Origin of the sequence: Neisseria sp. SLRRB23, assembly GCF_050896295.1 — a bacterium.
In the GTDB taxonomy this organism is placed as follows: domain Bacteria; phylum Pseudomonadota; class Gammaproteobacteria; order Burkholderiales; family Neisseriaceae; genus Neisseria.
The window spans coordinates 21,333-29,583 of the sequence record NZ_JBPBFH010000028.1; the positions used below are offsets into that span (position 1 = coordinate 21,333).

The 8,251-nt window shown below is 58.7% G+C and carries 10 protein-coding genes; all 10 read left to right on the top strand.

Going from position 1 to position 8,251, the window contains the following annotated elements:
* The first annotated feature begins 3 nt into the window (after positions 1–3).
* The 10 genes from ACRPFF_RS08395 (at position 4) to ACRPFF_RS08440 (ending at position 8,151) form a co-directional block, all read left to right on the top strand.
* Positions 4–177, top strand: coding sequence for a DUF2635 domain-containing protein (locus ACRPFF_RS08395; protein WP_082887733.1), 174 nt, complete (start codon positions 4–6; stop codon positions 175–177).
* A complete protein-coding gene (locus ACRPFF_RS08400; protein ID WP_432674387.1) occupies positions 174–1,640 on the top strand; it encodes a phage tail sheath subtilisin-like domain-containing protein in 1,467 nt (488 codons plus the stop codon). The genes ACRPFF_RS08395 and ACRPFF_RS08400 overlap by 4 nt, the downstream gene beginning before the upstream one ends.
* A 53-nt stretch (positions 1,641–1,693) precedes the next feature.
* Positions 1,694–2,062: a phage tail tube protein gene (locus tag ACRPFF_RS08405; RefSeq protein WP_049258259.1), complete on the top strand. Its 369-nt coding sequence runs from the start codon at positions 1,694–1,696 to the stop codon at positions 2,060–2,062.
* 14 nt (positions 2,063–2,076) lie between these two features.
* The gene (locus ACRPFF_RS08410; RefSeq protein ID WP_049258260.1) at positions 2,077–2,370 is read left to right on the top strand and encodes a phage tail assembly protein; all 294 of its coding nucleotides are present in this window, start codon (positions 2,077–2,079) and stop codon (positions 2,368–2,370) included.
* A gap of 141 nt (positions 2,371–2,511) precedes the next feature.
* Positions 2,512–3,042 (top strand): hypothetical protein, encoded by a 531-nt coding sequence (locus ACRPFF_RS08415; protein ID WP_432674388.1) that lies wholly within the window; start codon positions 2,512–2,514, stop codon positions 3,040–3,042.
* A gap of 60 nt (positions 3,043–3,102) precedes the next feature.
* The gene (locus ACRPFF_RS08420) at positions 3,103–4,863 is read left to right on the top strand and encodes a tape measure protein (protein ID WP_432674389.1); all 1,761 of its coding nucleotides are present in this window, start codon (positions 3,103–3,105) and stop codon (positions 4,861–4,863) included.
* Positions 4,864–4,873: 10 nt separating this feature from the next.
* Positions 4,874–6,163 (top strand): DNA circularization protein, encoded by a 1,290-nt coding sequence (locus tag ACRPFF_RS08425; protein ID WP_432674390.1) that lies wholly within the window; start codon positions 4,874–4,876, stop codon positions 6,161–6,163.
* Positions 6,164–6,173: 10 nt separating this feature from the next.
* Positions 6,174–7,352 (top strand): phage baseplate assembly protein, encoded by a 1,179-nt coding sequence (locus ACRPFF_RS08430; protein WP_432674391.1) that lies wholly within the window; start codon positions 6,174–6,176, stop codon positions 7,350–7,352.
* Positions 7,352–7,903, top strand: coding sequence for a phage baseplate assembly protein V (locus ACRPFF_RS08435; RefSeq protein WP_432674392.1), 552 nt, complete (start codon positions 7,352–7,354; stop codon positions 7,901–7,903). Before ACRPFF_RS08430 ends, ACRPFF_RS08435 begins: the two co-directional genes overlap by 1 nt.
* Positions 7,904–7,989: 86 nt before the next feature.
* The gene (locus ACRPFF_RS08440; protein WP_432674393.1) at positions 7,990–8,151 is read left to right on the top strand and encodes a phage GP46 family protein; all 162 of its coding nucleotides are present in this window, start codon (positions 7,990–7,992) and stop codon (positions 8,149–8,151) included.
* Positions 8,152–8,251: the final 100 nt, after the last annotated feature.

Genomic DNA, 8,251 nt, shown 5'->3' on the forward strand with positions numbered 1-8,251 from the left:
TTTATGACTACGTTTTATGTGCGACCGGTTGGCGATTACCTAATCACCGACCCGGCCACCGGCGAGCCGCTGCCGAAAGACGGCGCGCAGGTGGAAAAAAACAACTACTGGCTGCGCCGCCTGAATGCGGGCGAAGTAGAGGCGGTGGCCGGCAAAGACAAAGAGGCTAACAAATGACGATTGCATTTAATGAGATTCCCGGCACCCTGCGCGCGCCGGGCAGCCGCACCGAATTTAACAACGAGCTGGCCAAAAAAGGCGCAAATATCAAGCCTTATCGCGCCTTGCTTATTGCACCGGCCACCGGCGGCAGTGCGGAAGCAGGCAAGGCCGTGCCGATTACCCGCCTGGAGCAGGCTGCCGGTATGTTTGGTGCGGGCAGCCTGATGTATTGGGCGGCCAAAGGCTGGTTTGACAACAAAGGCGGCGACATCGAAACCTTCGCCCTGCCTTTGTCCAACACCTCCGGCTCGGCCGCCAGCGGCAAAATCCAGATTGCCGGCACGGTGCAGGATGGCGGCGTGGTGTATCTCTACATCGGCGGCCAGGCAGTCAAGCTGGCAGTCAAAGCCAACGATGGCGCGGCTGCCGTGGCTACCGCGCTGGCTGCCGCCGTGAATGCCGCCGCCGATTTGCCGGTGAGTGCGCAGGCAGATGCCGGTGCAGTAACACTGACGGCCAAAAACAAGGGCTTGCCTGGCAACGAGATTGACCTGCGGCTCAATTATTATCCGCGCGACGAGCAAACGCCAACCGGCCTCACTATTTCCATCACCGCAATGGCCGGCGGCGCGGGTACGCCGGATTTGTCCGCCGCCTTGGCCGGGCTGGGCGATAAACAGTTTGATGTGATGGTGATGCCGTTTACCGATGCCGCCAGCCTGAAGGCGGTGGAGGATGAATTGGCTTCCCGTTGGGGGCCGATGCGCGCCATCGGCGGTTTGGTGTTTGTCGCCAAGGCCGATAACTACGCCGGGCTCACCACGCTGGGCAACGGCCGCAATAGTCCGTTTTCGGTGATCGGCGGTTTGCCCGGTGTGCCTAATTTGCCGGTACAGCTGGCTGCAGCGACTGCCGCACAGGCCGCGTTTGCCGCACAAAACGACCCGGCACGCCCGTTCCAAACTTTGGAACTCAAAGGCATCCTGCCGCCCGCCGACAGCGCCCAGCTTACCCTGCAGGAGCGCAACCTGCTGCTGTATAACGGTATCTCCACCTACCGCACCAACGCAGGCGGCGCGGTGATGATCGATATGCTGATCAGCACCTACAAAGTGGGCAAACTAGGTCAGGCCGATGAGAGCTATCTGCTGATTAACACGGTGTGGACATTGAGCTATCTGCGCTACGACTGGGACACCTACATTCAGCAAAAATATCCACGGCACAAGCTGGCGGATGACGGCAACAAATTCCCATCCGGCCAGCCGATTATGACCCCCTCCGGCATGAAGGCCGAAATGGTGGCGCGCGCGCAGATTTGGCAGGCATTGGGTTTGGTGGAAAACATCGACCAGTTCACCGCCGATAGCTACGCCGAACGCAACATCGGCAACCCAACCCGCCTCGATACATTCATGGTGCCCGACCTCGTGAACCCGTGGATTATCACCGGCAACGTGATTGCGTTTATTGTTTAACCCCTAACGCCCCGCAGGCTGCCTGAAAGCCTGCGGGGTTTGGAGCAAATATCATGGCAAAATCAAACCGCCGTGCTGGCGTGATTTTTTTCAAAGTCAATGGCAACCAGCTGGATGCCAAAGGCAACTTTACCTACAACTTAGGCAAAGGCAAGCGGGAGGCGATTATCGGCGCGGACGGCGTGCACGGTTACAAAGAGACCCCGCAAACGCCGTTTATCGAGGGCGAAATCACCGACCGCCCCGATTTGAAACTGGCCGATTTAACCAGCATCGACAATGCCACCGTTACCCTGCAACTGGCCAGCGGCAAAACCGTGGTGCTTTCCGATGCCTGGTATGCCGGCGAGGGCACGGGCAACACAGAAGAGGCCAATATCGGCGTGCGCTTCGAGAGCAAATACGAAGCGCAGGAAATCTAAAGGAAAACAAGCAAATGGATAAACTTATTATTCAGTTGAGCAGCCCGATCCAGTTCGGGCGCGAAGAAATCAGCGAACTGGACATCCGCCGCCCGACCGGCCGTGATTTGATGGGCTTGGAGATTAAATTCAGCCCGGACAGCCTGATTTTGGATGCCAAAACACTGTTTGCGCTGGTGGGCAAACTGACCAACATCCCGCCTAACGTGCTGGCGCAGATGGACAGCGCCGATGCCTTTGTGTTGAGCGCGGAGATGCAGGGTTTTTTGCTGTCTGGCCGCCAGACTGGGCAGACTACGCCGCAGTAGTGGCCTATACCTTCAAGGGCAGCGCCGGCGATGTGCTGGACTTGGACATCGAGGAGCTGCAATGGTGGTATGAGCGGGCGGGCTGGATTCGGGAACAGCTGGAAGAGTAAAATAACGGGACTTATTTACAAGGAGAACCCGATGAAATATTTACCCGTATTACCCGTATTACTGATTGCGCTGCTGACTGCCTGCGGCGGATCGGAAAAACCTGCCGAACCTGCCGCCGCTTCAGTGGCGGCTTCCGCTCCAGTATCCGCCAGCGCCGCGCAAGCCGAGCGAACCTTTACCCCTGTGCCGGATATTAAACCGGTGTGGCAGATAATGGATATTGCCGGACGGCCGCAGGCGGCGGTGGAAAAAATACTGGGCCATCCGCAGGGTGATTGCGAAAACAACAAATACGGCAAAAGCTGCCGCTACTCCGCCGCATCGGCAGAGTGGGAAATTGTCTATATTAAGGGTAAGGCTGACTGGCTCACGCTAACTGATAAGCGTATCGATAATGCCTATACTGCCCCTGTGTGGATTGGATTACCGAGCAATCCGCCAACTGTGGCTGCGCCCGCGCGGCTGGCTTGGGATAACTACCCGAGTTTGCTGGAGGTGTCCGCGCACATGGATGCCGATAAGTCGCTGCAATATCTCTACATCAAGACTATTACCCCGTAACAGACGATCCAACCGAACGCAGAGCCTGCCGCTCTGCGTTTTTTATGCCTGGAGTAAATAATGGCAAGGCCAAAAACTGAGATAGAAGTAACCGTACAAGACCGAGCCAGCCGCGCCCTGCGTACCATCCGCGAACGCTTTGGCGCGTTGAACAACGGGCGCGTGGGGCGGGCGATGGCGCAGGTAGCGCGGGCAACTGGCCAGGCCACTGCCACCCTGAAACATTATGCTGCGGCCGGCGCGGTGCTGACTGCTGGCGCGGCGTTTATGGTTAAGGGCGTGGTGGATACGGCCAGCGAATTTGAGCGCTACCGTAGCGTGCTGGAAACCATCGAAGGCAGCAGCGAAAAAGCCAGGCAGTCGATGGCGTGGGTAAGCGAGTTCGCAACAAAAACACCCTATGAATTGAGCGAAGTGAACGAAGCCTTTGTGAAGCTCAAATCCTACGGCCTCGACCCGGTTAAAGACGGGCTGCTGACCACGCTGGGCGATACCGCCGCCGGTATGGGCAAGCCGCTGATGCAGACGGTGGAGGCGATTGCCGATGCCATGACCGGGCAAAACGAGCGCCTGAAAGAGTTTGGGATTAAAGCGGAAGCCATTAAAGGTACTAACCGCATCATCTACGAATACACCGATAAACACGGGCGCCAGATGCGGGCAATGGCAGACAAGAACAACCGCGAACAAATCCGCGCCACCCTGCAAACCATTTGGAACGAAAAATACGGTGGGGCGATGGACAAGCTGTCAGGCACATTTGCTGGCATGATGTCCAACCTCTCGGACAACTGGGAGCGCTTTAAGCTGATGATCGCCGATTCTGGCGTATTCGACTATCTAAAAAATAAACTAAGCGGCCTGTTGGAAAAAATCGATGCGATGGCGCAAGACGGCAGCCTGCAAAAACTGGCCGAAACCATCGGTAAAAACTTGGTAACCGCGTTTGAAAAAGCGTGGGAGTTCGGCACCAAGCTATACGATAAATTCAACGAAATCAACGATTACTTAGGCGGTTTCGGCAATACGATGCTGGTTGTGGCAACCATTTTGGCTATGCCGCTGGTAGCGGCGTTTGTGAATGTGGCGTGGGCGGTAGGCTCGCTGGCAGTGGCTTTAATCGGCGCGCTTCCTGCGATTTGGGGCTTTACCGCCGCGCTGCTGGCTAATCCGCTTACGTGGATTATCGGGCTGGTGGTGGCGTTTGCCGGTTTGGTATATGTGATATGGCGCAACTGGGACGGCATCGGCGCCTATTTCAGCCGATTGTGGGATGAGGTGTCGGGCGCGTTTGCCGAGGCGTGGGAACTGATTAAGGAGCTGTGCGCTTCGGCGTTTGAGGTGCTTGGCTACTTATTTCTCAATTTTACGCCTGTAGGCTGGATGATCCAGTCGATGACGGCGGTGTGGAGCTACCTGAAAGGGGTGTGGCCGCAAATCCGGCAAACCTTTGTTGCCGCACTCTCCGCCATCGGCGGGGTGTTGTCCGGCTTCTCGCCGCTGAACCTGATGCGCGGCGGCTTTGAGGCACTGAAAGGCTATATTGCCGGGGTGTGGGACTGGATACGCGAAAAGTTGCAGTGGGCATTGGATAAACTGGAATCACTGGGCAACACCGTGCGTTCGGTGTTCGGTGGCGGCGATGGCGCGGCGGCTCCGGGTACGGGCCCTGCAGGTGCGCTGGTGGGTAAAACGCAAAACCTGAATAAGGTGGCTGTACATATTGACCACAGCAATGTGCCGCGCGGCACGCGGATGCAGGCTCGGGCCAGCAACGGCGTGCAGTTGAGCACTAAGCAAGGTTACAGCCTGGCAACTTAGGAGCAAAAAAATGGCGTGGAAAGACAGGCTGCGGCCGGCCTCTTTTAAACAGGCGGCATTCGGCGTGGAAGCGCACAGCAGCGAGCAGGGTCGGCGGGTGGTGGTGCACGAATACCCCGGCCGCGACAAGCCCTACGTGGAAGACCTCGGCGCGAAGGCGCGGGGTTTTACGCTGCGCGGCTTTGTGGTGGGCAAGGACTACCAGCAGGCGCGTGATGCGCTGCTGGATGCGGTCAACGCACCCGGACCCGGCCAGTTGGTGCACCCCTATTTCGGCGCGCTGCGCGTGGTATGCACAGCGGTAAGCGTGAGTGAGAGCGGCGAAGCCGGCGGTATGGCGGTGTTTGATTTAACCTTCGTGGAAGCCGGCGAGAGCCGCTATCCGGCGGCGGAATCCGACCCGGCAGGCAGTCTGTTGGATGCGGCGGATACGCTGGACGGGCAGCTGGCTGCAGCCTTCGGTAAGTGGTTTGATTTGGACGGCTTGCCGGATTTTTTAAGCCACGACAATCTGCAGGCGCTCACCGAGCGCATCCAGCGACTGACCACGGTGGGCGGCCTGCTGGATTTGGCCAAACAATCGCCGTTTTTGCAGCAGGTGCGGCAGTTGTTGGATGCGGTGGGCGAGCTATCGGCTGCTCCGGCGGTGTTGGGTAGCCGCATCATCGGACTGTTTACCGATTTAACCGGCAGCTTCAGCCAGCCGTTGGGCGGCATTATGGGGCTGGCGCGCGCATTTCGCGGCGGGAAGCGCGAAGTATCGCGCGGGCTGCCGGCCAACCCTACGCCGTATCAGCGTGCCGAATCCAACCGGCAGGCGGTGCAGGTGTTGTTTGAGGCGGCGGCGCTGAATGCGGCTGCGGCCACGGCGGTTGTGCGGCCGGATGATGTGCATATCGAGCTGCCGCAGCCGGGTGGCAATTTCGGTGGCGGCAGCAACCAACCATCCAGCCGCATTGCACCAAAGGCGGCCGCTGCCCCGCTGTTTGAATCGCTGGATGAGGCGGTGGCGCTGCGCCGCTCGCTGCTGGAGTGGTTAGACGAGCTCGCGCCGCAGCTGCCGGATTCGGCATTTTCGGCGGCGCAGGATTTGCGCGCCGCTATCGTGCAGGCTTTGCCGGACACGGAAAACGAACTGCCGCGCCTAGTGGATTACACCCTGCAGCGCCCGTTGCCGGTGGTGGTATTGGCTTATCGCTTGCACGGGGATGCGCGGCGCAGTAGCGAGATTTTGCGGCACAACCCGGTCGCGCATCCGGGCTTTATGCCGGTGCGCCCGCTGCGGGTGTTGTCGGATTAAGGAGCAGTAAATGGCTATCGAGCTATTGGTAAACGGCGTTTTGTACGGCGGTTGGACGAGCGTATCCATCATCCGTAGCATCGGCACTGCCGCTGGTGCATTTAACATCGAGTGCACCGAAAACGTGGGCGGCGAGGCAATACATTGGCCGATCCGCCCGAACGACGAGTGCGAAGTGCGGGTGGCCGGGCAGGTGGTGATTAAGGGTTATATCGACAAAACCACGCTCGATGTATCGGACAGCAGCCACAGCATTGCCGTGGCCGGACGGGATAAAACCGGCGATTTGGTGGATTGCGCCGCCGCCGTGAAGCAATGGCGTAATGTGTCGATTTTGGACTTGGCTAAAGAGCTGTGTGCACCGTTTGGTATCGAGGTGGTGTTGGAGACCGAGCCGGGCAAGCCGCTGGCGGTGTTTAAAACCGAGCCGGGCGAAACGGTATTTAAAGCCTTGGAACGGGCGGCGAAAATCGCCGGTATTTTGCTGGTACAGGCACGGGGCGCATTGGTTTTGACCCATGCCGGGGCACAACAGGCGGCTACGCCGCTGGTTTTAGGCGGCAACATCAAATCCGGCACGGCCGATTACGATTATTCGGAGCGGTTTTCAGAATACACCATCACCGGCCAGCGGGCGGGCAAAGACAACGACCACGGCAAGGCGGCGGCTCATGTGCGCTCGTCAGTTAAGGATGAGGCCATCAAGCGCCACCGGCCGTTTGCCAAATCCGCCGACGGGCAGGCTACGCCCGAGATGGCACGGCGGCAGGCGGAATGGGAAAAGCAGGTGCGCGAAGCGAAAAGCACCCAGCTATCCTGCACGGTGGCGGGCTGGACGCAGCACAATGGCCAGCTGTGGGACATCAACCAGCGGGCACAAGTGGAAGCGGCTACGCTGGCAGTACAGGGCGAATTGCTGATTTCGGCGGTCGAGTACGGCTACGATGATTCGGGCGAGATAACCAAAATCGAGCTAATCCGCCCGGAAGCGCTGCTGCCATCGCCCGAAGCAGCGGAAAAAGCCAACCGCAACACCGCCGCCAAACCCGCACGCGGTAAAGGCCGCAGTGGCGGCAAACGCGGGCGGCAGGGTAAGGGGCAAAACGCGGTATCCGGCGATGTGCTTGTGATCAAACCCGATGCGCAAGGCAATTACAAACCCGGAAACTTTGAAAGAGGAAAATCATAATGCAGGCGCTGAAAAACATGATCGGCCGCGCGATTTTAAATTTAATTAACGATGCCGCCGGCACGCAAACCGTTACCCTGGAGGCGCAGGCGGGCGATGTGCATGACGAGGTGGAGCTGTTCCAGCCATTCGGTTTTTCGGCACATCCGCCGGTGGGCAGCGAGGCGGTGGTGGTATTTGTGGCGGGAAACCACGACCACCCGATTGCCTTGTGCGCCGAGCACAAGGGCACGCGCCGCAACAATCTGGCCGAGGGCGAAGCGGCGGTTTACAACCTATGGGGACACCACATCACGCTGTACAAAGACAAATGCGTGATAGAGACCCCTGTGTTTGAGGTTAATGCCAAAACATCAGCTACCATCAAAGCACCGAAAATTACGCTGGACGGCGAAGTAAACGGCACCAAATCGGCGGTGTTTGCCCAAGACGTGAAAGACCAAGGCGGCAAATTTAGCATGGGCTGGATGCGTGCGCTGTTTAACCGCCACACCCACCACGAAAACGACGGCGGCGGCAATACCGACCAGCCGAACGAACAAATGGAGTAAGCACTATGCTGGGACTGATGCCTCAAGCAGACGGCGGCTGCCGCCTGTTGTTTGCCGGGGTGGATTGGCTTAAATCGGCAGTATGGATGAGCCTTGGCACCGACCGCCGCGCCGAAAACGACGATGTACTGCCCGGCGGCGACGGCGACAAACGCGGCTGGTGGGGCGATAGCTTCCGGCCACGCCGTATCGGCTCGCGGCTGTGGCTGCTGGAACGGCAGAAAATTACTTCCGCATGGTCAGCGTGATTTTCGTCTTTTTCCTGGTCGATCTGTTCGACAGTACCGGAACACTGGTCGGTGTATCGCATCGTGCCGGACTTCTGGTGGACGGTAAGCTGCCACGTTT

Coding starts and splice junctions, on each gene's coding strand:
- ACRPFF_RS08395 (WP_082887733.1), top strand. CDS start 4: ATGACTACGTTTTATGTGCGACCGGTTGGCGATTACCTAATCACCGAC.
- ACRPFF_RS08400 (WP_432674387.1), top strand. CDS start 174: ATGACGATTGCATTTAATGAGATTCCCGGCACCCTGCGCGCGCCGGGC.
- ACRPFF_RS08405 (WP_049258259.1), top strand. CDS start 1,694: ATGGCAAAATCAAACCGCCGTGCTGGCGTGATTTTTTTCAAAGTCAAT.
- ACRPFF_RS08410 (WP_049258260.1), top strand. CDS start 2,077: ATGGATAAACTTATTATTCAGTTGAGCAGCCCGATCCAGTTCGGGCGC.
- ACRPFF_RS08415 (WP_432674388.1), top strand. CDS start 2,512: ATGAAATATTTACCCGTATTACCCGTATTACTGATTGCGCTGCTGACT.
- ACRPFF_RS08420 (WP_432674389.1), top strand. CDS start 3,103: ATGGCAAGGCCAAAAACTGAGATAGAAGTAACCGTACAAGACCGAGCC.
- ACRPFF_RS08425 (WP_432674390.1), top strand. CDS start 4,874: ATGGCGTGGAAAGACAGGCTGCGGCCGGCCTCTTTTAAACAGGCGGCA.
- ACRPFF_RS08430 (WP_432674391.1), top strand. CDS start 6,174: ATGGCTATCGAGCTATTGGTAAACGGCGTTTTGTACGGCGGTTGGACG.
- ACRPFF_RS08435 (WP_432674392.1), top strand. CDS start 7,352: ATGCAGGCGCTGAAAAACATGATCGGCCGCGCGATTTTAAATTTAATT.
- ACRPFF_RS08440 (WP_432674393.1), top strand. CDS start 7,990: ATGAGCCTTGGCACCGACCGCCGCGCCGAAAACGACGATGTACTGCCC.